The sequence below is a fragment of the uncultured Microbacterium sp. genome, assembly GCF_963528945.1.
Taxonomy (GTDB): domain Bacteria; phylum Actinomycetota; class Actinomycetes; order Actinomycetales; family Microbacteriaceae; genus Microbacterium.
In genome coordinates, this window is record NZ_CAURWX010000002.1 from 187,308 (window position 1) to 208,522 (window position 21,215).

Genomic DNA, 21,215 nt, shown 5'->3' on the forward strand with positions numbered 1-21,215 from the left:
CGCAAGGGGGGCGGCGGTGGGGTCTGCCCCGGGCGTAGCCTGACCGGGTGGACGGGTTCGCGGCGGTCGACTTCGGGTTCGCCCGCGAGGTCCTGCAGCGGGGCATCGCGGCGCTGTACCTCGTCGCGTTCGTGTCGACGCTGAACCAGTTCCGGCCGCTGCTCGGCGAACGCGGACTCCTTCCCGCACCGGCACTGCTCGACTGGGTCGCCCAGAAGAAGGAGCGACGGCGGATGCTGCATCCGACGCTCTTCTCGCGCATCCGCTACACCGACCGGCGTCTCGTCGTCCTCTGCGTCGCGGGCATCGTCGTCGCCGCGACGCTCGTCGCCGGCATCCCGCAGCTCGGGCCGCCCTGGGTGCCGATGCTCTGCTTCCTCGCGCTGTGGCTCGGCTACATGTCGGTCGTCAGCATCGGGCAGACGTTCTACTCGTTCGGGTGGGAGATGCTGCTGCTCGAGGCCGGGTTCCTCGCGGCGTTCCTCGGTTCGAACGAGCAGCCGCCGCCCACGGTGGTGATCGTGCTGTTCTGGTGGCTGCTGTTCCGGTTGGAGTTCGGCGCCGGCATGATCAAGATCCGCGGCGGGCGCGAGTGGCGCGACCTCACCGCCCTGATGTACCACCACGAGACGCAGCCGATGCCCGGTCCGCTCAGTCGTCAGGCGCATCTGCTGCCCGCGTGGTTCCACAAGGGGGAGGTGGTCGGCAACCATGTCGCGCAGCTCCTCGTGCCGTTCTTCCTGTTCGCGCCGCTGCTGTCGATCTGGTTCGACGGACCCGTGCCGCAGATCATCGGCACCGTGGCGGCGCTCATCCTGATCGGAACGCAGGCGTGGCTCGTCATCACGGGCAACTTCGCCTGGCTGAATTGGGCGACGATCGTGATCGGGTTCTCGGCGATCGGGCTGCCGGGTGTCGGGCATCCGTCGGTCGAGGCGGGTCCGTGGCCGGGCATGCCCTTGTGGTGGTTCGTCGTGACGTCGGCCGTTGCCGCGCTGTACGTCGTGCTGAGCTGGTCAGCGCTGCGCAACCTTTTCGCCCGCCGTCAGCTGATGAACGCGAGCTTCAACCGCTGGCAGCTCGCCAACGCCTACGGCGCCTTCGGCACGGTGACGAAGGAACGCGTCGAGATCGTCGTCGAGGGCACGACGGATGCCGACGGCGAGAGCGACTGGCGTGAGTACGAGTTCCGAGGCAAACCGGGCGATGTGCGGCGCGTGCCGCGGCAGTTCGCCCCGTACCACCTGCGGCTCGACTGGTTGATGTGGTTCCTGCCGCTCGGTCGCTCGCTCGACGACTGGTTCACGGTGTTCCTCCTCCGCCTGCTCGAGGCGGATGCCCCGACGCTCGCGCTGCTGCGGGTCGATCCGTTCGACGGGGAGCCGCCGCGGTGGGTGCGGGCCGTGTCGTACCGCTACCGATTCGCCACCCGGGCGGAGCGGCGGGAACTCGGGGTGCACTGGGTGCGCGACCGCCGGCGCCTCGTGCTCGGACCGGTCGCGCTGCGCTGAGCGATGCTCGGCCTCGGTTTCTCGGCGTGGGGTTCACGGGTTTCGAGCCATGGCTTGCCCGGCGGCCGACCGTAACTCAGGACCGACCCGCGAGGAACCGCCCCAGAAGCGGATTCCGGGGCGGTTCGTCGCGCGTCGTCCTGAGTTATGGCGGCACGGCGCGGGGAAGAAAGGCGAATCGGGCGCCGTCAGCGCACCTTCCGGCGGTAGGTCAGCATCGCGAACGCGTAGGCGACGACGAGGATGCCGACGCACCAGGCGAGGGCGACCCCGATCTCCGCCCCGACGGGCTCGCCGGCGAACAGCGCCTGGATCGTGTTCACGATCGACGTGACCGGCTGATTCTCGGCGAACCACCGCACGGGGCCCGGCATGGTGTCGGTCGGCACGAACGCCGAGCTGATGAACGGCAGGAAGATCAGCGGGTACGAGAACGCGCTCGCTCCGTCGACCGTCGTGGCGCTGAGACCCGCGATGACCGCCAGCCACGTCAGCGCCAGGGTGAACAGCAGCAGGATGCCGATCACGGCGAGCCACGCCCCGATGCTCGCACCGGTGCGGAACCCCATCGCGAACCCGACGCCGATGATGATCGCCACCGTGACGCCGTTCGCGACGAGCGAGGTGAGCACGTGGGCCCACAGCACGCTCGACCGCGCGATCGGCATGGAGTGGAAGCGGTCGAAGATGCCGCTCTGCAGATCGGTGAAGAGGCGGAACGCCGTGTAGGCGATGCCGGACGCGATGGCGATGAGCAGGATGCCGGGAAGCAGGTAGTTCACGTAGTTCTGCTGCCCGGTGCTCTGCCGCAGGGCGCCGCCGAAAACGTAGACGAACAGAAGCAGGAGGGCGATCGGTGTGACCGCGGTGGTGATGATGGTGTCGGCGCTGCGGAAGATGTGGCGCAGGGACCGGCCCGTGAGGGTCGCCGTGTCGGCGACGACGTGCGTGCTCATACGGCGTCCTCCTTCGGCGCGCGCGGGGTGTGCGGGGTGTTCGGGGTGTTTGGAGCGCTCGTGGCGTCAGGCCCGACGAGCGAGAGGAAGATCTCCTCCAGCGTGGGCTGCTTCTCGACGTACTCGACCTTGGCTGGCGGCAGCGGTGCCTTCAGCTCGGCGAGTGTGCCGTTCGCGATGATGCGACCCTCATGCAGGATCGCGATGCGGTCGGCCAGGTGCTCGGCCTCGTCGAGGTACTGGGTGGTGAGCAGCACGGTGGTGCCGGCATCCGCCAGTTCTTTCACGACCTGCCACACCTCGATCCGAGCCTCGGGGTCGAGCCCAGTGGTGGGTTCGTCGAGGTAGATGACGGCGGGGTTCCCGACGAGGCTCATGGCGATGTCGAGGCGCCGCCGCATACCGCCGGAGTAGGTGCCGACCCGGCGGCCGCCGGCATCCGTCAACCGGAACCGGCTGAGGAGATCGTCGGCGATCCGCCCGGCGTCGGGGAGGTGCCGCAGCTTCGCCACCAGCACGAGGTTCTCGCGCCCGGTGAGGATCTCGTCAACGGCGGCGAACTGCCCTGTCAGGCTGATCGCCTCGCGTACGGCACGGGGTTCGCGCGACACGTCGGCTCCGTGCACCGTGGCCGTTCCGGCATCCGCCGACAGCAGCGTCGAGAGGATGCGCACCATGGTCGTCTTGCCGGCGCCGTTCGAGCCGAGCAGGGCGAAGATCGAGCCTTCATCGACGTCGAGGTCGACGCCCCGCAGCACCCGCAGGTCGCCGTAGGACTTCTCGATACCCCGGGCGCTGATCGCGGCGCTCATGATTCCTTCGCCTTCCCCGTCGCCTCGTCGACCGCCTGCACCAGCCGGGCGCGCTCCTTGTCGATCCACTGCTTGCCGCTGTAGGCGCTGGCGAAGTTCTCGGCGAACTCCACCGGGTCGTCGCCGATGAGTGCATCGATCGGCGTGCCGTCGAGGGCTGCCCGCTCCCACAGGTCGGCGAAGTCGGCGATCATCTGCACGAGGGTGTCGCCCTCGCTGATGCCCCCGAAGTACAGGAAGTACCGGTGGAAGGCGTCGGCCGTGGCGGCGTAGGGCTGGGGCAGGGCGTCGAGCCGCGCCTTCGCCTGCTTGTACTGCTTCTTCTGCTCGAGCGAGCCGGTGAGGGCTTCGATCCATTTGGCGGCCATGTCAGTTCTCCTTGCTCGGGGTGTTCGCGGGGGTGGTTCGTACTTCTTCGATGCGCTGCGAGAGGAAGCTCCAGGTCTTCCAGAACTCGGCCAGCTCGGCGGTGCCCTGCGTGTTGAGGGAGTACACCTTGCGGGGCGGCCCCTTCTCGCTCGGCACCTTCTCGACGTCGACGAGACCGCGCTGCTCGATGCGCACCAGGAGGGCGTAGATCGTGCCCTCGGCGATGTCGGTGAACCCGTGGTCGCGCAGGCGCGCGGTGATGTCGTAGCCGTAGGCCGGCTGCTCGCCGAGGAGGGCCAGCACGATGCCCTCCAGGGTGCCCTTCAGCATCTCGGTCATCTGCTTGCCCATCCGATGCTCCTTCTCTTGCCGCATCCGCTACTCAGTGATGCTGGGTACCGCTACAAAGTAACACTAAGTACCGGTACCTAGCAAGACCGACTACGGACTCCGTTCCCCAGCTCCCGTCGCACTTTCTGTCGCTCACTGGGCGGAGAGGCGACAGAAAGTGCGACGGGAACCGTGAAGAGCCGGGCGGATTCGGGGAGGATGGAGGGATGACCTCTGCGCTCGACGACCTCCTGAACCGCGTGACCGAGAGCGGACTGCTCGACGACGCCGCCCCCGGCGACGGCCTCCTGCACGGACGCACCGAGCTCGAAGCGGCCGGCGTGGTCGTCGCCGTCGATCTCGACCCCGAGGGCGACGACGGAGACGCCGACCCGGCAGAGATCATCGACGGGCTGCGCCGCATCCTCGCCGTGTCGGAGCGCCGCTGGCGCGCGATCGTCGACGAAGCGGCCACCGACATCGAGGATGCCGTCGGCGAGGCCGAGGTCACCGAGCAGCGCGACCTGCGCGACGACATGGAGGCGACGGCGATCGTCGTCTTCGCCGACGCCGTGCACGTGTCGTTCGCGGCGCCGAAGCAGTTCCCCGACTCGCGCATCCTCGTGCAGCTCGACGACGAGCTGGAGGTCACCGGGGTCGAGGTCGTCGACGCCTGAGCGCGTCGCGGAACGGGTCGAGGTCGCCGGACGCGGAGTGCGCCGCGGCGTCAGCTGTAGATGCGCGCGGCGCCGACCTTCGCCTCGAGCAGCGGCAGGGTGCGGGAGCGCTCCGCGGACGGGCGGATGCCGAGCACCCTCGCGAGTTCGAGGGCCAGCGCCGCATGCCCCGCCGCGTTCGGGTGGAACGGGTCGCCCATCAGACCCCACGGCACGCCCCCGGCCCCGAGGGCGACGAGGTGCGCGTACTGGTCGACGAAGATGACGTCGTCGCTCGCGGCGACGGTGCGCACGGCATCCGCGAACTCCGCCACCCGCGCGCGCTCCGGCGCATTCGCGATGTCGATCGGCGGAGGCGTCTGCAGCACCGGCACGGCGCCGAGCTCGCGGACCCGCGCGACGAAGGTGCGCAGCGACGCCGCGTAGTCCTCGGGCGAGATGACCGGCTGCGGCCCGCCCGTCGACAAGTCGTTCGTGCCGATCATGAGCGTCACCACGTCGGGTCGCCACGACGACACCCGCCGGTCGAAGTCGCCGAGGATGTCGACGATGCGATGCCCGCTGATCGCCGAGTTGATGACGATGTCGCGCACGCGCTCCAGCTCGCCGCGGATCAGCTCGTGCAGGTGCTCGGCGTAGCTGCGGCCGCCCTGGGTGAACACCAGCCCGTGCGTGATCGAGTCGCCCGTGATGACCCAGGTCAGCGGGTCGGCGCCGGCGAGGCCGTCGGCGATGCGGGCGAGGTCGGATGCGGCGGTGGGGGCGGCGGTGTCTGACACGTCTCCGACCCTACCGGGGCCGCCGCCGTCGCCCACTCCCCCCTGCCTCAGAGCCAGCGCTTGTACCGGAAGATGCCGTACAGCGTCACCGCGAACGCACCCATCGCCCCGAGCGCCAGCGGATAGCCGAGGGCCCAGTGCAGCTCGGGCATGTGGTCGAAGTTCATGCCGTACACGGTGCCGACGAGGGTGGGGGCGAAGATGATCGCCGCCCACGAGGAGATCTTCTTGATCTCGTCGTTCTGGGCGAGCCCCGCCTCGGAGTGCCGTCGTGCCACGAGCGCCGACTGCACGGTCAGCGCGTTCTCGAGGATCGAGCGGAACGAGTCGACCCGCTCGTTCACGCGGATCACGTGGTCGAGCACATCGCGCAGCGACCGCTGCAGCTCTTCGTCGACGCGGTACTTGTCGCTTCCGCGGCGCAGCCATTCGAGCATCCCGCTGAGGGGATGCACCGCCCGCTGGAAGTTGATCACCTCGCGCGAGAGCTCGTAGATGCGACGGGAGAGCGCGTCGTCGTCGCTGTCGCCGAAGAGCTGGTCCTCGATCTCGTCGATGTCGTTCTCGAGTCCCGCGACGATCGGCTCGTACTCGTCGACGACCTCGTCGAGGATCGCGTAGAGCACCGCCTCCGGGCCCTTCGCGAGCAGGTCGGGGTTCGCCTCCATGCGGCGGCGGACCGCCGAGAGGTTCGGCGACTCGGCGTGCCGGATGGTGACCACGAAGTCGGGGCCGATGAAGAGGTGCAGCTCGCCGAACACGATCGACTCCTGCTCGTCGCGATACCGCGCGGGCCGCAGCACGGCGAAGAGCGTGTCGCCGTAGCGCTCGACCTTCGACCACTGGTGCCCCGACAGGGCGTCTTCGACGGCGAGCGGATGCAGGTCGAACTCCCGAGCGACCGATTCGACCTCTTCGCGCTGCGGTCGGTAGAGACCGATCCAGGCGATCCCGCCGGTCGCGCCGAGGGTGCGGAAGGTGTCGTCGAGGTTCTTGAGCGTCTCGACGCGACGTCCGTGGACGTACACGCCATTGTCGATGAGGGCCATGGGGGTGCTTCTTCTCTCGCAGGCGCACACGGGCGGTCGGCTGGTGCGCGGATTCGTCAGGATGCGGAGGACGCCACCGACGGCTGCGGAGATCGACGTGCGGACGCGGAGCGGATGCTCAACGCGCGAGCGCAGGGAGTCGCGACGCAGCGGAGGCGGCGTCGTAACTATCGTCGGACATCGCCCTCACCGCCTTCCGTGACTCCTCGGGCCGATCGACCCGAAGGGAGAGCTTACTCCCCCGTCCTCCCCGGAGTCTCCACCCGCGATACCGCGGGCGCCGCTACAGCGCGACGACCTCGCCCCCGCGGGCGGCGGAGAGCTGCGCGGCTTTCACGATCTCGACGGTGCGGATGCCGACACCCGCGTCGGGCTGGGGGTGCCGTCGCGTGCGCACGGCGTCGACGAACTCGGCGAGCAGCAGGGCGTCGAGGTCGGCGCCGATCGGGTCCCACGTCTCGCCCGCGGCGTCGTGCCCCGCGACGCCCTTCGCGAAGGGGCTCACCGTGACGGTGCCGCGCTCGGCGACCACCTGCAGCGTCAGACCGCCCCAGGTCGCGGAGCTCATCGGCCAGCTCCACGAGCAGTCGATCGTGGCGATCACGCCGCTCGGGTACTGCAGCGTCACGAGTCCGCCGGTCTCGACGGCGAGGTCGCGCTGGCCGTGCAGGATGCCGTTGGACACCGCCCGCACCGAGACGGCGCGTTCGCCGAGCAGGTCGTCGAGCAGGTCGGCGCAGTGCACCACGTGGTCGACCAGGGCGCCGCCGCCGGCGAGCTCCGGATCGGTGAACCAGGCGCGCTCAGCGGGGAGCTTGCCGTTGTTGATGCCGGTGACCCCGAGCACGCGCCCGAGGCGGCCGCTTCGCAGTTCGGCGATCGCGTCGCGCACCGCCGGGGCGAACCGTACGGGGTACGCGACCATGAGGATGACTCCGGCGGCCTCGCACGCGTCGCGCATGGCGACCGCGTCGTCGACCGAGGTCGCGAGCGGCTTCTCGCACAGCACGTGCACCCCGGCGACCGCGGCGCGCTCGACGAGGGCGCGATGGCGGGAGTTCTCGGCCGCGATCACCACGGCGTCGGGCTGCCAGGCGAACGCCTCGTCGTAGGTGTCGACGTACGCGACGCCCAGCTCGGCGGCGAGGTCGGCGCCGCGCGGCGCATCGTCGGATGCGGTCGCTCCGTCGGGATCGGCGGCGATCAGCTCGACGCCCGGCATCGCTTTCAGGGCGTGCACGTAGCTGAGGGCGTGCGTGTGGGCGAACGACAGCACGGCGATGCGCAGGGGCGCGGTCATCGGGAGACCTCCTCGGCGGGCGAAACAGGAGAAGGGGCGAGTGCGACCGGTGCCCCGGCGGCGATCGACGCGTACGCCGCCTCGGCCACGGCGACGGCGCGGATGCCGTCGGCGGGCGCCACCCGGGCGTCGCGGCGCTCGCCGATCGCGGCGACGAAATCGGCGATCTCGGCGTAGTACGGGCTGTCCTGCGGCGACATCGGCGGCAGATAGTCGGTGGTGCCGGGGTCGACCACGGCATCCGTGCGGAGGGTGCGGTCCTCTGCGCTGTCGTAGCGCAGACGCCCCTCCGACCCCGCGACCTCGACGCTGGTGCGGAACGGGATGCCCGGCAGGCCCCAGCTGGCGTGGATGTGGCTGACCACGCCGTTCACGTGGGTCAGCACGATGTGCGCGGTGACGGGGGCGGGCACACGGTCGTCGACCGTCGGCGGGTTCTGCACCGCGAACACCTGGGTCACGTCGCCGGCGAACCACATCGCCTGGTCGATGTCGTGGATCGCGAGGTCGCGGATCACGCCTCCGCCCGCGCGCTCCGAGAAGAACCACGGCGTCTGCGGCGCGGAGCCCGCACGGCTGAAGCGCTGCACGGCGAGGGTGCCGATGCGGCCGGCGTCGATGCCCTGCTTGATGCGCTCGTACTCGCCCATGTAGCGCACGACGTGGGCGGGGAAGAGGCGCACCCCGGCGGCCTCGGCGGCGCGCGCGACCTCGGCCGCGGCATCCGCCGTCGCCGCCAGCGGCTTCTCGCAGATGACGTCGCGGCCGCGGGCGATGGCCCGCAAGGCGAAGTCGGCGTGCGTGCTGCTGGGGGTGACGATGTCGACGAGGTCGACGTGTTCGATGAGGGTGTCGACGTCGGCGACCTGCACGAAGCCGTACTCCGCGGCGATCTCGTCCGCCCCGTCGAGTGAGGTGACGTAGCCCTCGACGCCGAGGGCGCGCCAGGCGTCGGCGTGCACGCGGGAGATGCCGCCCGCGCCGATGAGTCCGACCTTCAGGGTGCTCACTTCTCCTCCAGAGATGCGGATGCGGGGGCCGACGCGGCGACCGCCGACAGCGGGGTGATGGGCGGCACGGGCATGTCGTCGATGCCGTACACATCGGAGGCGTGCCGCTGGAAGGCGTGCACGACGGCGCCGTGCGCGGCGGCCTCCGCCCCGAGGCGCGCCTCGGCGATCGGCACCTGGAACGGCAGGCCGAGGTGGCGGGGGAGTGCCGCGCGCAGGGGGTCGAGCAGCTGCTCGTGCGCGGCCGAGAGACCCCCGCCGACGACGATCATGGCCGGGTCGACGGTCATGGTGAGGGTGGCGATGCCGTGCGCGAGCTCGTCGATGAACGCGTCGAGCTCGTCGCGCGCCGCGGCGTCGCCGGCGCGGGCCGCGGCGAACACCTCGGCGGCGGTCGGCGCGGTGCGCCACGAGATCTGACCGGTGCCGGTGTCGAGGCCGCGGAAGGCCAGGCGTCCGATGTCGCCGGCGGCGTTGTGGATGCCGCGACGCGGGCGTCCGCCGAGGATGAGGCCCATCGAGATGCGGTTGCCGACCGAGAGGTAGATGACGTCGTCGACGAGCTGGGCGACTCCGAGGTGATGCTCGGCGACTGCGGCGAGGCGCACGCCGTTGTCGACCGCGACCGGGCATCCGAAGGCCTGGCGCAGCTGCGCTCCGATGTCGACGCCCGACCACTCGGGGATGACGACCGAGAGCGTGACCCGACCGCTGTCGTCGATGAGCCCCGGGAGCGAGACGCCCACGGCGCGGAGCCGCGACGCCGGGAGGTCGGCATCGGCGAGGGTGCGGCGCACATGGTCGATGACGGCCTGCAGTTTGGCGGCCCCGTCGGCCTGCGCCTCGACGCCGGGGAAGGAGCGTTGGGCGACGACGCGGCCCGCGAGGTCGGCGAGGATCACGCGCACGCTGGCGACGCCGATGTCGAGACCGACGACGGTGCCGGCGCCCGCGTGGAAGGCGTAGTGGCGGGCGGGGCGCCCGGCCCCGGACGCGCCGGGTGCGGGGGCGTCGACGAGAAGTCCCGACTCGCTCAGCACCGCGACCGCGTTCTCGACCGATGTGCGCGAGATCTCGAGCGAGCGGGCGAGTGCGGCGACCGTCGCCGGTCCGCCGTCACGCAGTTGCAGGGCCGATCGCGCGACGATCGACAGGTGGCCCGGCACTCCCATGTGCAGTCCTCTCCTTGCTGACGTCGGCAGGTGCGATCAAATTAGCACACCGGATTCTCAGATCAAGGTCAACCATTTTCCCGCCGGAAACACCGGTGAAACAAATGGCTGAGAAGTTGTCCTTGACGAATTATCCCACCCTACTGTCATAATGAACCGTACTCAGCACGGTATGAGCAAAGGAGCACCATGCGCGTCAGCAAGACCACCGGCGTCGTCGCGGGATTCGCGACCGTCGCCCTCTTGGCCGGTTGTTCGGCCGGCGGCGGAGGCACCGCCGACGGCGAGCAGGACATCACCGTCTGGCTCTACCCCGTCATCGCCGACGAAGCGGCGCACAAGGAGTTCTGGGACTCGACGATCGAGGAGTTCGAGAAGGAGAACGACGGGATCAACGTCGACTACGAGATCTTCCCCTGGGCGAACCGCGACGAGGCGCTGCAGACCGCGATCGCCGCCGGCAAGGGCCCGGACGTCGTCTACCTCATCCCCGACCAGCTCGCCGCCTACCAGAAGTCGATCGCGCCGCTGAACGACCTGCTCAGCTCGGAGCGGCAGGACGACCTGCTGCCGAACGTCAAGGAGTCGGTCACCATCGACGGCGACATCCTCGGCTCCCCGCTGCTCACAAGCGCCCAGCCCCTCATCTGCAACGCCGCCGCGTTCGAGGCCGCCGGCGTCACCGAGTACCCCGAGACGTGGGACGACATCGCCGAGATCGCGCCGTCGTTCACCGCCGCCGACATGTACGTGCTCAACTACCCGGCCTCGGCCGAGAACACGCTCAACCTCACCTTCTACCCCCTGCTGTGGCAGGCCGGCGGTCAGGTGTACGACGACGGCGCGGTCGGCTTCGACAGCAAGGCCGGCGAAGAGGCCCTGACGTTCATCAGCGACCTCGCCGCCGACGGAGCGCTCGACCCCGAGGCGCTCACCACGAACGTGCCGCTCGAGCAGACCGCGATCGCCCAGGGCAAGGTCGCCTGCACCTGGAACAACGCCGTGACCGAGGTCGCGCCGTTCTGGGGCGAGGAGAACGTCAAGGTGCTCGCGCCGCTCACCGACAAGGAGTCGGTCGCCTACGGCACCGTCGGATCGCTGTCGGTCATGAAGGGATCGAAGGCGCAGGATGCTGCGGCGAAGTTCGCCGAGTACGCCACGAGCGCCGACGTCATCGAGCCCTACCTGAAGGCCGCGGGCTACTTCTCGGCGCTCAGCACCACCGAGCCGCTGTACGCCGACGACCCGCTGCTCGGCGAGGTCGAGAAGTACGTGCCCGACACGACCGTCGGCGAGCTCGACGGCAGCTCCCGCGCCCTCATGGGCGTGCTCGCCCCCGAGATCCAGGCGGCGCTGCTCGGCCAGAAGTCGCCGGCCGATGCGCTGAAGGATGCCGCGGCCGCCGCGGCTCCGCTGATCAAGTAGTCGTGCCGAGCGGGGGCGCACGCCCGTGCGCCCCCGCTCCCTTCCGTGAGGACCCCTGATGACGACGGCATCCACCGCTGAACGGCCCACGGGGCGCGTGGCGCGCGTGCTCGCCCGCCGGGAGGCGCGCGTCGCGTTCCTCTTCGTGCTCCCCGCCTTCCTGCTCTTCATCGCGTTCCGTTTCGGCCCGAGCATCGCCGGCGTCGCGCTGAGCTTCTTCGACTACGACATCTCGGGCGAGATCGCGTGGCGCGGACTCGACCACTTCCAGCGTCTCGTCGCCGACCCGCTGTTCTGGCGGGCGCTCGGCACCACGGTGACGTTCACGATCTTCGCCGTGCCGATCTCGCTGGTGCTCTCGACCGTCATGGCGCTCGGGGTGCGGCGGGCGTTCCGCGGCTCGCGGTTCTTCCGGTCGATCTTCTTCCTGCCGGTCATCACGTCGCTCGTGCTCGCGGGCAGCATCTTCGTCTGGATCTTCTCGAGCAACGGCCCGTGGTCGGCGATCATGAGCCCGCTCGGGCTCGGCGGGTCGTGGCTGGGCAGCACGATCCTCGTCATCCCCGCGATCGTCGTCGTCGGTGTGTGGTCGCGGTTCGGCTACGGAATGATGATCCTCATCGCCGCGCTGCAGGACGTGCCGCGCGAGCTGGAGGAAGCGGCCCTCGTCGACGGGGCGAACGCCTGGAACCGATTCCGGTACATCATCCTCCCGTACCTGCGGCCGACCTTCTTCTTCCTCGCGGTCATCGAGACGACCGCCGCGTTCCAGGTGTTCGACGTCATCTACGTCATGACCCAGGGCGGGCCGGCCAACGCCAGCTACTCGCTCGTCTACATGCTCTACGACCAGGGCTTCCGCTACTTCGACTACGGCTATGCCGCCGCCGTAGGTGTGGCCCTGTTCCTCATGACCCTCGTGGTCGCCCTCATCCAGCGCCTCGTGATCGGAAAGCAGAAATGACCGCCCTGATCCAGCCGCCCACCCAGACGCCGCCGGCGACGACCCCGAAGCCCGCCGCCCCCCGCGGCCGCAACCGCTCGTTCCGCGCCCTGGAGCCGACGCGTCTCGGCGTCGTCGTGCGCTGGGTGTGGCTGAGCATCGCCGGCATCCTCAGCTTCTTCCCGTTCTACGCGATGGTCGTGCTCAGCCTGAAGCCCGGCATGGTCGTCGAGCTTCCAGGTTCGCTGTCGCCCTTCAGCGACATCTCATTCGACTCGTACGCGCAGGTGCTCGGCGGCCAGAACATCCTCGTCTGGCTGTTCAACACCCTCGTCTACTCGCTGGTGTCGGTCGTCGCCGTGCTGTTCCTCTCGGCGCTCGCGGGCTACGCCTTCGCGAAGAAACGGTTCCGCGGCAAAGAGGTGATGTTCTGGTCGTTCCTCGCGATGGTGATGGTGCCGTTCCACGTCACGCTCATCCCGACGTTCATCCTCATGGCGAACCTCGGCGGCATCGACACCTACTGGGGCCTCATCCTGCCGACGCTCGCGAACGCGCAGGCGGTGTTCCTCATGCGCCAGTTCATCCAGGGGCTGCCCGACGAGCTGTTCGAGGCGGCGCGCATCGACGGTGCGGGCGAGTTCCGCATCTTCCTGCGCATCGTGCTGCCGCTGTGCAAGCCGATCCTCGCGACCCTCGGCATCTTCGTCTTCCTGTGGCACTGGAACGACTTCCTGTGGCCGCTCATCATCGCCAAGTCCAACTCGATGTTCACGCTCACCGTGGGCATCTCGTCGCTGCAGCAGCAGGACGTGCCGTTGAGCACCATGCTCGCGGGTTCGGTCGTCGCCCTCCTGCCCATCTTCCTCGCGTACCTGATCGCTCAGCGCTACGTGCAAGAGGGAGTCACGGGCACCGGGATCAAGGGCTGACAAGAAGGGAATGCACCACATGACATCGCACCGCTTCACCTCCGAGGCCGAGCTCGAGGAGGCCCTCGCGACGCCGAGCGCCGCGCTCGTCGACGACCTCGCCGCAGGTTCCGGCGACCTCGTGATCCTCGGGGCGGGCGGCAAGATGGGCCCGACCCTCGCGATGCTCGCCCGTCGCGGCCTCGACGCGGCCGGCCGCCAGGGCGACGCCGTCATCGCCGTCTCGCGGTTCGGCGACGCGGCGATCCGCGAGCGCCTCGAGAGCGCGGGGGTGCAGGTGGTGCCGTTCGACCTCATCGAGAACGACGACCTCGCAGGGCTCCCGGATGCTCCGAACGTCGTGTTCATGGTGGGCGCGAAGTTCGGCGCCGCGACCAACGCGTCGTGGGCGTGGGAGGTCAACGCGGCGCTCCCAGACCGGGTCGCCCGCCGCTACCGCGACAGCGCCATCTCTGTGCTGTCGACCGGCAACGTGTACCCGTTCGTGCCCGCCGCATCGGGCGGGGCATCCGAAGAGGTCGCCCCCGCCCCGATCGGCGAATACGCGCAGTCGTGCCTCGGCCGCGAGCGGGTGTTCGAGTTCGGGGCGCAGGAGCGCGGCACGAAGGTCGCCATCATCCGCCTCAACTACGCGATCGACCTGCGCTACGGCGTGCTCGCCGACATCGGCAGCGCCGTGCACGCCGGCGAGCCCGTGTCGGTGGCGACGGCCAACGTCAACGTCATCTGGCAGGGGTACGCGAACGAGGTGGTGCTTCGGAGCCTGCGCCACGCCTCGACCGACCCGTTCACGATCAACCTCACCGGCCCGGAGCTGCTGAGCGTCGAGTCGATCGCCCGCCGCTTCGGCACGCTGCTCGGCCGCGAGGTCACGTTGGTCGACGACCCGCAGCCGACGGCACTGCTCAGCGACGCCCGCCGGTGCATGGCGCTGTTCGGCTACCCCGAGGTGTCGGCCGAGACGCTCATCGAGCGGCAGGCCGAGTGGATCACGGCGGGATTGCCGATGATCGCCAAGCCCACCAAGTGGGCCGTGCGGGACGGCAAGTTCTGATGGCCGCATCCGCCGCCCGCACCGCGACCGTTCCCACCCTGCGCCCCGAGGCGGCGGCGACGCTCGCCCGCGGTGCCGTCATCCCCGCGCATCCGCTCGCCCTGACCGCCGACCGCCGGCTCGACGAACGCCGTCAGCGTGCGCTGAGCCGCTACTACCTCGACGCGGGCGCCGGCGGCCTCGCCGTCGGGGTGCACACGACCCAGTTCGAGATCCGCGACCCGGAGCACGCGCTGTTCGAGCCGGTGCTCGCGCTCGCGGCCGAGGAGATGGATGCCCGCGACGACGCGAGCCTCGTGCGCATCGCCGGGGTCGCAGGAGACCTGACGCAGGCGGTGGCCGAGGCCGAGCTCGCCCGGTCGCTCGGCTACGACGCCGTGCTCGTGAGCCCTCGCGTCGCCGGGGCTGATGAGCAGGCGCTGCTCGACCGCGCCCGTGCGGTCGGCGAGGTGCTGCCCGTGGTGGGGTTCTACCTGCAGACCGCGATCGGCGGCCCCGTGCTCGACCGCGACTTCTGGCGCGAGTTCGCCGCGATCCCCGCGGTGGTCGCGGTCAAGGCGGCGCCGTTCGACCGCTACCGCACGCTCGAGCTCGTGCGCGGCGTCGCCGCGTCGGGTCGCGCCGACGAGATCGCGCTGTACACGGGCAACGACGACGCGATCGTCGCCGACCTGCTCTCGGAGTTCCACGTCGATGCGCCCGACGGCCCCCGCACGCTGCGATTCGTCGGCGGTCTGCTCGGGCAGTGGGCCGTGGGCACCCGGGCGGCGGTCGCGCTGCTCGAGAAGGCGCAGCGGGCGATGGCGGGGGATGCCGCGGCGTACCGCGAGCTCGGCCTCATCGCCTCGGACATGGTCGACGTGAACCAGGCGGTGTTCGACCCGGGCAACGACTTCCACGGCGTGATCGCGGGCGTGCACGAGATGCTGCGCCAGCAGGGTCTGCTCGACGGCATCTGGTGCCTCGATCCCGCCGAGGGGCTGTCGCCGGGGCAGGCCGACGAGATCGCCCGCGTGCGCCGGGCCTATCCGGCGCTCAACGACGACGCGTTCATCGCGGCGCACCGCGAGGCCTGGCTGGCATGAGCGCATCGCCGGGAGGGCCTTCGATCGTCGCCGTCGTGCCGGAGGCGCTGTTCGCCGAGTTCTTCTCGCCGGCCGACGCCGACCGTCTCGCCGCGGTTGCGGAACAGCTCGGGGGAGCGTTCGCGCGCGTCGACCGGCTGACGGATGCCCGTCTCGACCAGGCCCGCGTCGTCATCACGAGCTGGGGTGTCGGTCCGTTCGACGCGCCGACGCTCGACGCCCTCCCGCAGCTCGCACTCGTGGCGCACACCGGCGCCTCGATCAAGGCGTTCGCGACCGACGACCTGTTCGACCGCGGCATCCGCGTGACGCAGGCGGGCGCCGGCATGGCGCGCTCGGTCGCCGAGGTGTCGCTCGCCTTCACCCTGGCGCTGCTGCACCGGGTGCCCGAGCTGCACAACGGGCTGCGCGACGGCGGCTGGTACGAGGGCGTCGGTGCGCAGCACGAGATCCTCGACGCCCCGATCGCCGTGATCGGCGCCTCACGCACCGGGCGCGCCTACCTCGACCTCGTCCGCGCCCTCGGCGCCCGCCTGCTGCTCGTCGATCCGACGCTCGACGAGGCCGGGGCATCCGCCCTGGGTGCCGAGCTGCTGCCGCTCGACGACGCCCTCGCCCAGGCGCGCATCGTGGCCGTGCACGCGCCCACGCTGCCCGAGACGCACCATCTGATCGGACGCCGCGAACTCGCCCTCATGCCCGACGGCGCGGGACTCGTGAACACCGCCCGCTCGTGGCTCGTCGACGAGGCCGCGCTCATCGACGAGGTGCGCTCGGGGCGGCTCAGCGCCGCCGTCGACGTGTTCGACGAAGAGCCGTTCGGCCCCGAGCATCCGCTGCGCGCACTCCGCGGCGCGCTGCTCACCCCGCACCGCGCGGCCGGCACGACCGAAGGGCGCCTGCGGCAGGGACGCATCGTCGCCGACGAGATCGACGCGTTCGCCGCCGGGCACGCCCTGACGCACCTCGTCGACCGCGCACAGCTCGCGTCGATGGCATGAACGGCCCCACAGCGGGAGACCGCACGAACTGACCCACGCTGCGTGACGACCATCCGGCCGCACGCCCGACCGCGGCACGGCTGCCGCACGGAGGTAGAGATGACGATCACGCACGACGACAGCACGACCCCGGCCGGACTCCGCAGCAGGCGCATGCTGCTCGCGGGCTTCGGCGCGGCAGCGGCGGGAGGCCTGGCCGCCGTCGCGATGCAGTCTCCCGCTCAGGCATCCGGTCCGGTGGCGCCGACGGCGGCGGCCGGTTCGAAAGACGTCGGCAACGCCGGTCTCGCGACCGACCTCGCGTCGATCAAGGGCAAGGCCGGCGACCTGATGCGCACCTCCGGCTACGCCGCGCCGGGCGACGGGGGAGACGGGCTCTACCGATTCGTGAAAGACGCGGCTCCGGCCGTGAACGGGGGCACCGTGCTCGCCGCCCGCAAGGAGGGCGTCTGGATGCTCGTGCACCAGGGCGTCGTCGACTTCCGCGCCTTCGGCATCTTCGGGGCGAACGTCAACGCCGACGATGCCCTCGACGCGATGGTGAACGACCCGACGATCCACCGGATCGAGGCGCACACCGACCTCAACTTCGTGCGTCGTCATAAGTTCTCGCGCTCGAACATCGCGTTCGACTTCGGCGGGCACCTCATGACGACCGAGGGCATCGAGAACGCCGGCAAGGACGACCCGTTCGCCGCGGTCATGTTCTTCCGCGGCGAGGTGACCGAGGCCGTGCAGCAGGCGCGGCTCGGCGAGGACGTGCCCGACCTGCGCGACGTGTTCCCCGTGGCCGATTCGTCGTTCTTCACGGTCGGCGACTGGTACGCGGCCGAGGTCAACGCGCTCAGCGGCCGGTGGGAGCGCGAACTGCAGCGGCTCGTGCAGGTGACGCAGATCGTCGACGGCACGCACATCCGCGTGAACTACAAGAACGGGTGGCCGCTGGGCAAGGACCGCACCATGACGTGGCGACGCGTGGTGCCCGTGCAGGACGTGTCGGTGTCGAACCTGAAGTTCCTCGGGAAGGGCACCGACGAGTACACCGGGTCGCACCCCCTCGCCTTCGAGTACGCGGTGCGCTGCGACGTCGACCACATCGACGGCACCGGCACCTTCTGGCCGCTCATCCAGCGCCGCTGGAACACCTACTTCTCGACCACCGACTGCACGCTCAAGAACCCCACCTCGGTCACCTGGGGCGGAGCCGGGTACCTCACGCAGCAGATCTACTGCCTGTACGGCTACGTCGCCAACTGCCACACCGCCAACGCGCGGCACCTCAACGACTTCACCGCGAGCGCCTACTGCCTGGTCGAGAACTGCCACGGCGACGGCGACGACCAGGGGCCCTTCGTCACGCACGGCCAGTACGAGCACGACCTCACCTACACCGGCAACTCCGGGCTCATGACGTTCGCGAACTCGGGTGCCGCGTGGGGTTCGGCGGCCAAGCGCATCACCGTGCGCAAGCACGTGTGCTCGTGGTTCGTGGCGCGCGTGCGCATCACCGACCTCACCCTCGAAGACGTACAGGTGATCGGCAAGCCGACTCTCGCGGGCTCGGGCATGCTGTGGATCAACGCCGACGGGGCGCAGCTGCGCGGGTGCACCGCATCCGACACGCTCATCATCACCCAGCAGTCGGATGCCTCGTCCCGCCCGAACATCATCGAGGGGTCGCACTTCACGTTCGTCGCCGCGGGCGGCGAACTCACCGCCGCGAACGTCACCACCCCGGTGACCTTCGTCGACACCGTGCTGAGCGGCGTGGGCGGGCTGAAGATCACCGGGCCGGGCGCGGTCACCTTCCGCGGGTCGACCCTCACCGGCCCCGACGACGCGGCCCCGATGCCGGTGTCGTCTGCGCGGCTGCGCATCGAGGGGTCGACCCTGCGCAATGCGCGCATCGCCGCCGCGCGCGGTGAGCGCCAGGCCGTCGAGATCGCCGGGTCGGAGGTCGTGAACGTCGGCGGCACGGGCCTCGCCCGCACCGGATCGGGCGAGCTGCACGTGGCGTTGTCGGACAGCACGTTCCGCGCCGAGGGGGCGGCGACGCACGTGTCGATCAAGACGGGTGCGACGCACTACCGCGCGGTCGGTAACCGCTTCGAGGGCGGGGCGATCGAACTCGCCGACGGGGCGTTCGGATCGTCGTCGACCCTCGTGCACACGGCCAACGTCGAGTCGGGCGTCACCCGCACCGCGTTCCCCGCCGAGGGCGACCGCGTGGTCGACACGGCGAACATCGCGGTCTGAGTCGGCGGCGGGCGCGCGGTGCGGAGGAGATCTCACGCTATGGAGGAGCGGACGCGGCATCCGCTCCTCCATTCCGCGTGTCCTCCTTCGCAGCGGGTGCAGGTGCGGGTGCGGGTGCGGGGCGGTCGCCCGGGGGGCGAACGATCAGTAGCGGGCCGAGAACCCACCGTCGGTGTGCAGGAGCTGGCCGGTGATCCATCGGCCCTCGGGCGAGAGAAGGAACGACGTGACCCCGGCGATGTCGCGGGGCGTGCCGGCGCGACCGAGCGGATGCAGGGGTGTCAGCGCATCACGGATCTCGTCGTTCATCCATCCGGTGTCGATGGGGCCCGGGTTGACGACGTTCGCCGAGATGCCCCGGGGCCCGAGTTCGCGCGCCGCCGAGATCACGATGCGGTCGAGCGCTCCCTTCGAGGCGCCGTAGGGCAGATTGCCCGTGGTGTGGTCGCTGGTGAAGGCGACGATCGCGCCGCCGTCCGTGCCGACCTGCCGCGCGAACGCCGCGATCAGCAGCAGGCTGGCGCGCGCGTTCACCGCGACGTGACGATCGAAGCTCTCGGCGGTGGTGTCGAGGATGCCCGACTCGACGCCGTGAGCGTGGCTCAGGACCAGCGCCGAGACCTCGCCGTGCTCGCGGCGCACGCGCTCGACGAGTGCAGCGGGGGCGTCGGGGTCGGAGAGATCGGCCGGATGGTCTCCGGCATCGAGGTCGCTGGTGACGACGGACCAGCCGTCGGCCCGCAGTCGCGGCACGATACCCGCGGCGATGCTGTTCGGGCGCGCGGCTCCGGTGACGAGTGCGAGGGGCATGCGGGAAGGGTACCGAAGTCTCGGCGCCCGGTGCGGAGGAGATCTCACGCTATGGAGGAGCGGACGCGGCATCCGCTCCTGCGTTCCGCGTGTTCTCCTTCGCAGCGGGTGCGGGTGGGGGTGCAGGTGCGGGTGCGGGAGCGAGGTGGGCGCCGCCTACAGGCGCACGAGCTCGGCGCTGCGCTGCCAGAGGGCCTCGGCGAGCGCGGGGTCGTCGGCCTGCGGATTGACCTTCGACGAGAGGGCGCGCTCGTCGTAGTAGGCGCCCGAGAACCACGTGTCGCCGGGCGTGCCCTCGATGAAGAAGCGCAGGATCGCACCGCCCTCGTCGGTGCTCGTCAGCAGCAGCTTGCCGAGGAAGCTGCGGTACACGAGCCGCATGATGCTCGACGAGTCGGAGGCGAAGTTCGTCTGCACCGTGCCGGGGTGGAAGGCGACGGCGCTGAGCCCGTCGTCGTGGAACTTCTCGTGCAGGCTGCGGGTGAACAGCACGTTCGCGAGCTTGGCGTCGCCGTAGGCCTTGTTCGCGCTGAACTTCTTCGCGTTGTCGAGGTCGTCGATGTCGATGTGCCCGAACAGGCGATGACCCACGCTCGACGTGTTGATGACGGATGCCCGCGACGAGAGCAGCTTCGGCAGCAACAGGTTCGTGAGCAGGAACGGGGCGAGGTGGTTGACCTGGATCGTCTTCTCGTAGCCGTCGACGGTCGGGGTGCGGTCGCCGAAGATACCGCCGGCGTTGTTCGCCAGCACGTCGAGCGTGCCGTCGCCGACGGCGTCGGTGAGCTGCTGCGCGAGAGCGCGCACGTCGTCCAGGCGCGCGAAGTCGGCGGTGAAGTGCTCGGCACCCGCCGCCTCGGCGACGGCGCGGGTCTTCTCGGGCGAGCGTCCGACGAGGATCAGGCGGGCGCCGGATCCCGCGAGTTGGCGGGCCGCGGCGGCGCCGATCCCGTCGGATGCTCCGGTGATCACGATGGTGCGGTCGGTCATGCGGATGCTCCTGCCGGGGTGATGCGCGCGGCCGCGCGGGTGATGTGCGCGGCGACGACGGCGCGGGCACGCTCGGGGTCGCCGCTCGCGAGGGCGTCGACGATGTCCTGGTGGCTCTGCACGTGGTGCTCCTGCTCTGCGGGGTCGAGAGCGGCGTTCGCGGCGCGGAGGAACCCGGCGATGCGCCCGCGCAACTGCGAGCTCACCTCGTCGAGGAACCGGTGCTCGGCCAGGTCGGCGAGCGCCTCGTGGAACAGCCGGTCCTGCTGCAGCACCTCGTCGATGTCGCCCGGGGCGGCGGCGCCCATCGCGGTGACGATCGACTCGAGGCGCGCCGCGGCATCCGCGTTCCACCGTTCCTGCACACGCACGGCCATGAACTGTTCGAGCACGATGCGCAGGCTCGAGACCTCGTCGAGGTCCTGCGCCGTGAGCTCGGCCACGCGCGCCCCGCGGCGCGGTTCCCGCACGATCAGCCGCTCCTCGGCGAGCCGTGTGAGCGCCTCCCGCACGGGGATGTGGCTCACACCGAGCCGATCGGCGAGCGTGCGTTCAACCAGGCGCTCGCCGGGGGCGAGCTCACCCGACTGGATCGCGGCGCGCAGCTCGTCGGCGACCTGTTCGGCGATGTTGCGATCCGACACGGTGCGCATGGGTGGGCCCTCTCCGAGTGCGTCGCGGCCGGCGGGGATCGGGATGCCGGTCATGCGCGCTCGCACCGATGCTATGGCATCCCCCGCCCGCTCCGGAGATG

General features: G+C 70.5%; 21 protein-coding genes. 9 read left to right on the forward strand and 12 right to left on the reverse strand.

Annotation, left to right across the window (positions count from 1 at the left end):
* The first annotated feature begins 47 nt into the window (after positions 1–47).
* Complete coding sequence (locus RWS82_RS08050) at positions 48–1,511, forward strand: lipase maturation factor family protein (RefSeq protein WP_314648629.1); 1,464 nt, start codon at positions 48–50, stop codon at positions 1,509–1,511.
* 188 nt (positions 1,512–1,699) lie between these two features.
* Here the strand turns inward: RWS82_RS08050 and RWS82_RS08055 are convergent, their stop codons facing one another.
* From RWS82_RS08055 to RWS82_RS08070, 4 genes are read right to left on the reverse strand one after another with little or no spacing between them, the layout of a single operon-like run.
* Positions 1,700–2,467: an ABC transporter permease gene (locus RWS82_RS08055; protein ID WP_314648631.1), complete on the reverse strand. Its 768-nt coding sequence runs from the start codon at positions 2,465–2,467 to the stop codon at positions 1,700–1,702.
* Positions 2,464–3,282 carry an ABC transporter ATP-binding protein gene (locus RWS82_RS08060; protein ID WP_400190081.1) on the reverse strand — a complete coding sequence of 273 codons (819 nt, stop codon included), beginning with the start codon at positions 3,280–3,282 and terminating at the stop codon, positions 2,464–2,466. Before RWS82_RS08060 ends, RWS82_RS08055 begins: the two co-directional genes overlap by 4 nt.
* On the reverse strand, positions 3,276–3,647 hold the full coding sequence (locus RWS82_RS08065) for a DUF1048 domain-containing protein (protein WP_314648635.1): 372 nt from the start codon (positions 3,645–3,647) through the stop codon (positions 3,276–3,278). The genes RWS82_RS08060 and RWS82_RS08065 overlap by 7 nt, the downstream gene beginning before the upstream one ends.
* 1 nt (position 3,648) lies before the next feature.
* Positions 3,649–3,999: a PadR family transcriptional regulator gene (locus tag RWS82_RS08070; protein WP_314648638.1), complete on the reverse strand. Its 351-nt coding sequence runs from the start codon at positions 3,997–3,999 to the stop codon at positions 3,649–3,651.
* Between the two features lie 206 nt (positions 4,000–4,205).
* Between RWS82_RS08070 and RWS82_RS08075 the strand changes: the two genes are divergently transcribed.
* Entirely contained in the window at positions 4,206–4,655 is a 450-nt protein-coding gene (locus RWS82_RS08075; RefSeq protein WP_314648640.1) for a cytochrome C5, read from the forward strand.
* A 50-nt stretch (positions 4,656–4,705) separates the two neighbouring features.
* Here RWS82_RS08075 and RWS82_RS08080 read toward each other — a convergent pair whose 3' ends face one another.
* From RWS82_RS08080 to RWS82_RS08100, 5 genes are all read right to left on the reverse strand, one after another.
* Complete coding sequence (locus RWS82_RS08080) at positions 4,706–5,434, reverse strand: SGNH/GDSL hydrolase family protein (protein WP_314648643.1); 729 nt, start codon at positions 5,432–5,434, stop codon at positions 4,706–4,708.
* 47 nt (positions 5,435–5,481) lie between these two features.
* Positions 5,482–6,483 carry a magnesium and cobalt transport protein CorA gene (locus RWS82_RS08085; RefSeq protein ID WP_314648644.1) on the reverse strand — a complete coding sequence of 334 codons (1,002 nt, stop codon included), beginning with the start codon at positions 6,481–6,483 and terminating at the stop codon, positions 5,482–5,484.
* A gap of 283 nt (positions 6,484–6,766) precedes the next feature.
* A complete protein-coding gene (locus RWS82_RS08090) occupies positions 6,767–7,783 on the reverse strand; it encodes a Gfo/Idh/MocA family oxidoreductase (RefSeq protein ID WP_314648647.1) in 1,017 nt (338 codons plus the stop codon).
* Entirely contained in the window at positions 7,780–8,793 is a 1,014-nt protein-coding gene (locus RWS82_RS08095) for a Gfo/Idh/MocA family oxidoreductase (protein ID WP_314648649.1), read from the reverse strand. The genes RWS82_RS08090 and RWS82_RS08095 overlap by 4 nt, the downstream gene beginning before the upstream one ends.
* Positions 8,790–9,965, reverse strand: coding sequence for an ROK family protein (locus tag RWS82_RS08100; RefSeq protein ID WP_314648651.1), 1,176 nt, complete (start codon positions 9,963–9,965; stop codon positions 8,790–8,792). Before RWS82_RS08100 ends, RWS82_RS08095 begins: the two co-directional genes overlap by 4 nt.
* 189 nt (positions 9,966–10,154) lie before the next feature.
* Between RWS82_RS08100 and RWS82_RS08105 the strand changes: the two genes are divergently transcribed.
* From RWS82_RS08105 to RWS82_RS08135, 7 genes are all read left to right on the forward strand, one after another.
* Complete coding sequence (locus RWS82_RS08105; RefSeq protein ID WP_314648652.1) at positions 10,155–11,390, forward strand: sugar ABC transporter substrate-binding protein; 1,236 nt, start codon at positions 10,155–10,157, stop codon at positions 11,388–11,390.
* A 58-nt stretch (positions 11,391–11,448) separates the two neighbouring features.
* Entirely contained in the window at positions 11,449–12,354 is a 906-nt protein-coding gene (locus RWS82_RS08110) for a sugar ABC transporter permease (RefSeq protein WP_314648654.1), read from the forward strand.
* A complete protein-coding gene (locus RWS82_RS08115; protein WP_314648656.1) occupies positions 12,351–13,265 on the forward strand; it encodes a carbohydrate ABC transporter permease in 915 nt (304 codons plus the stop codon). The genes RWS82_RS08110 and RWS82_RS08115 overlap by 4 nt, the downstream gene beginning before the upstream one ends.
* Positions 13,266–13,284: 19 nt before the next feature.
* Positions 13,285–14,319: an epimerase gene (locus RWS82_RS08120; RefSeq protein WP_314648658.1), complete on the forward strand. Its 1,035-nt coding sequence runs from the start codon at positions 13,285–13,287 to the stop codon at positions 14,317–14,319.
* The gene (locus RWS82_RS08125) at positions 14,319–15,404 is read left to right on the forward strand and encodes a dihydrodipicolinate synthase family protein (protein ID WP_314648660.1); all 1,086 of its coding nucleotides are present in this window, start codon (positions 14,319–14,321) and stop codon (positions 15,402–15,404) included. Before RWS82_RS08120 ends, RWS82_RS08125 begins: the two co-directional genes overlap by 1 nt.
* Entirely contained in the window at positions 15,401–16,405 is a 1,005-nt protein-coding gene (locus RWS82_RS08130) for a hydroxyacid dehydrogenase (RefSeq protein WP_314648662.1), read from the forward strand. The genes RWS82_RS08125 and RWS82_RS08130 overlap by 4 nt, the downstream gene beginning before the upstream one ends.
* 99 nt (positions 16,406–16,504) lie before the next feature.
* Entirely contained in the window at positions 16,505–18,661 is a 2,157-nt protein-coding gene (locus RWS82_RS08135) for a peptidase C14 (protein WP_314648665.1), read from the forward strand.
* Positions 18,662–18,805: 144 nt separating this feature from the next.
* Here RWS82_RS08135 and RWS82_RS08140 read toward each other — a convergent pair whose 3' ends face one another.
* The 3 genes from RWS82_RS08140 to RWS82_RS08150 all read right to left on the reverse strand — a co-directional run bounded on the left by RWS82_RS08140 (position 18,806) and on the right by RWS82_RS08150 (position 21,168).
* On the reverse strand, positions 18,806–19,471 hold the full coding sequence (locus tag RWS82_RS08140; RefSeq protein WP_314648667.1) for an SDR family oxidoreductase: 666 nt from the start codon (positions 19,469–19,471) through the stop codon (positions 18,806–18,808).
* Between the two features lie 156 nt (positions 19,472–19,627).
* A complete protein-coding gene (locus RWS82_RS08145) occupies positions 19,628–20,461 on the reverse strand; it encodes an SDR family NAD(P)-dependent oxidoreductase (protein ID WP_314648671.1) in 834 nt (277 codons plus the stop codon).
* Positions 20,458–21,168 (reverse strand): GntR family transcriptional regulator, encoded by a 711-nt coding sequence (locus tag RWS82_RS08150; RefSeq protein ID WP_314648673.1) that lies wholly within the window; start codon positions 21,166–21,168, stop codon positions 20,458–20,460. Before RWS82_RS08150 ends, RWS82_RS08145 begins: the two co-directional genes overlap by 4 nt.
* Between the last annotated feature and the right edge of the window lie 47 nt (positions 21,169–21,215).

What these genes read in the sequence shown, in the direction of transcription:
- RWS82_RS08075 (WP_314648640.1), top strand. Translation starts at nt 4,206, where the DNA reads ATGACCTCTGCGCTCGACGACCTCCTGAACCGCGTGACCGAGAGCGGA.
- RWS82_RS08085 (WP_314648644.1), bottom strand. Translation starts at nt 6,483, where the DNA reads ATGGCCCTCATCGACAATGGCGTGTACGTCCACGGACGTCGCGTCGAG.
- RWS82_RS08120 (WP_314648658.1), top strand. Translation starts at nt 13,285, where the DNA reads ATGACATCGCACCGCTTCACCTCCGAGGCCGAGCTCGAGGAGGCCCTC.
- RWS82_RS08105 (WP_314648652.1), top strand. Translation starts at nt 10,155, where the DNA reads ATGCGCGTCAGCAAGACCACCGGCGTCGTCGCGGGATTCGCGACCGTC.
- RWS82_RS08135 (WP_314648665.1), top strand. Translation starts at nt 16,505, where the DNA reads ATGACGATCACGCACGACGACAGCACGACCCCGGCCGGACTCCGCAGC.
- RWS82_RS08125 (WP_314648660.1), top strand. Translation starts at nt 14,319, where the DNA reads ATGGCCGCATCCGCCGCCCGCACCGCGACCGTTCCCACCCTGCGCCCC.
- RWS82_RS08090 (WP_314648647.1), bottom strand. Translation starts at nt 7,783, where the DNA reads ATGACCGCGCCCCTGCGCATCGCCGTGCTGTCGTTCGCCCACACGCAC.
- RWS82_RS08065 (WP_314648635.1), bottom strand. Translation starts at nt 3,647, where the DNA reads ATGGCCGCCAAATGGATCGAAGCCCTCACCGGCTCGCTCGAGCAGAAG.
- RWS82_RS08145 (WP_314648671.1), bottom strand. Translation starts at nt 20,461, where the DNA reads ATGACCGACCGCACCATCGTGATCACCGGAGCATCCGACGGGATCGGC.
- RWS82_RS08055 (WP_314648631.1), bottom strand. Translation starts at nt 2,467, where the DNA reads ATGAGCACGCACGTCGTCGCCGACACGGCGACCCTCACGGGCCGGTCC.
- RWS82_RS08130 (WP_314648662.1), top strand. Translation starts at nt 15,401, where the DNA reads ATGAGCGCATCGCCGGGAGGGCCTTCGATCGTCGCCGTCGTGCCGGAG.
- RWS82_RS08070 (WP_314648638.1), bottom strand. Translation starts at nt 3,999, where the DNA reads ATGGGCAAGCAGATGACCGAGATGCTGAAGGGCACCCTGGAGGGCATC.
- RWS82_RS08100 (WP_314648651.1), bottom strand. Translation starts at nt 9,965, where the DNA reads ATGGGAGTGCCGGGCCACCTGTCGATCGTCGCGCGATCGGCCCTGCAA.
- RWS82_RS08140 (WP_314648667.1), bottom strand. Translation starts at nt 19,471, where the DNA reads ATGCCCCTCGCACTCGTCACCGGAGCCGCGCGCCCGAACAGCATCGCC.
- RWS82_RS08150 (WP_314648673.1), bottom strand. Translation starts at nt 21,168, where the DNA reads ATGACCGGCATCCCGATCCCCGCCGGCCGCGACGCACTCGGAGAGGGC.
- RWS82_RS08110 (WP_314648654.1), top strand. Translation starts at nt 11,449, where the DNA reads ATGACGACGGCATCCACCGCTGAACGGCCCACGGGGCGCGTGGCGCGC.
- RWS82_RS08115 (WP_314648656.1), top strand. Translation starts at nt 12,351, where the DNA reads ATGACCGCCCTGATCCAGCCGCCCACCCAGACGCCGCCGGCGACGACC.